Genomic DNA, 1479 nt, shown 5'->3' with positions numbered 1-1479 from the left:
CCGGCAGGCTCACGAAGTCGTACTCGGTCGCCTCCTCGAGCCGCACGCTGCGCCGGCGCGCCAGCGGATGGCCGCGCGGCACCACCATCACCAGCCGGTCGACGCGGTAGTTGACGAGGTGCAGCCCGAGGCTCGGCGTGCCCTCCGCGAAGATGCCCGCGTCGGCGCGGCCGTCGAGCACCGCGAGCACGATCTCGCTGCTGTTGCGTTCCTCGAGCTCGATGCGGATGCCGGGATTGGCCGCCACGAAGCCCGACAGCCCGCGCGGCAGGAACTGCGTGACGGCCGAGGTGTTGACCCACAGCCGCACCACGCCGAGCACCCCCGAGGCGTAGTCGGACAGGTCGGCCGCGAGCTGGTCGACGTCGTCGAGGATGCGCTGCGCATGGCGGTGCAGCGCATCGCCCGCCACCGTGAGCGTGACGCCGCGCGAATGGCGCTCGAGCAGCGGCGTGCCCACGGCCGCCTCGAGGTCGGAGATGCGCTTGCTGGCCGCGCCCACCGCGAGGTGCGCGAGCTCGGCGCCCTTGCTGATGCTGCCGGTGCGCACCACCAGGTTGAACAGCGACAGCGAGACCAGGTCGAGGCGGTGCAGGTTCATGGCGCCGGTCCCTGCTTCAGCGGCGGCGCTCGACGTACGGCCGCGCCTGCAGCAGCACGATGCGCTCGCCCACGGTGGCCCATTCGATGTCCTGGTCGACGCCGCCGAAGCCGCGCTTGACCGCCGCGCCCACGTTCGCGAGCCGCACCACGAGCTCGTCGGTCAGCACGCTGCGGCCGGCCTCCAGCGGCACCTCCTTCACGCCACCGTCCTTGTCGAGCTGAAGCGCGCTGTCCTCGGCCGAGCGGCTCAGCACCTGGATCGCCTTCGACCAGCTCGAGTACATGAGCTGCTCGGCCACGCGCCGGCCCTCGACCACGCGGATGCCGATGCCGCGCTTGGCCGAGATGTAGGTGACGTGCGGATGGCCGGCGTCGAAGGGGTCGCGCGTGATCATCACGCCCGCGCTGGTGGCATCGATCGCGGTCTGCACGAACACGCCCATCAGCACCGACTCGGCACCGAAGCCCGCGGCGCCGCGCGCCTCCCAGGCCTCGGCATTGAAGACCGAGGCCCAGACCTTCTTCACCGCCAGCTCGAGCGCATCGCCGCTCTTCACGTTGGGCACGGTGGTGTAGAGGCCGGCGCCGCTGAAGCCCGGCAGGTCCTCGGAGTTGGACGAGCTGCGCACGAACACGCCGCCGCCGCCGAGCTGCGACTGCCAGGCTGCGCGCCACGCGGCCGCGGTGGCGGGATCGACCGGCCACTGCACGATCTCGGCGCGCAGTGCCTCGAGCGCGCGCTGGCGCACCAGCGGGTCGGCCGCGAAGCCCGGCGCCTGCTGCATGCGCGCGATGCGCTCGGCCAGGCCGTTGGCGCGCATGAAGCGGTCGTAGTGCGCGAACGGAATGCAGAAGCCGTCGGGCACGCTGGTCGAC

General features: G+C 72.3%; 2 protein-coding genes. Both read right to left on the bottom strand.

What is annotated here, in order from left to right; genetic code table 11:
* Positions 1-601: LysR family transcriptional regulator (locus tag AC27VN_RS41285; protein WP_490880487.1), on the bottom strand; the 601-nt coding region annotated here is incomplete at its 3' end.
* A gap of 16 nt (positions 602-617) precedes the next feature.
* Positions 618-1479: PEP/pyruvate-binding domain-containing protein (locus AC27VN_RS41280; protein WP_490880486.1), on the bottom strand; the 862-nt coding region annotated here is incomplete at its 5' end.

Source organism: Variovorax sp. 20P10.2.4 (assembly GCF_058244205.1).
Note: the sequence above shows the minus strand (reverse complement) of the source record. Positions and strands in the feature narration are given on the sequence as shown.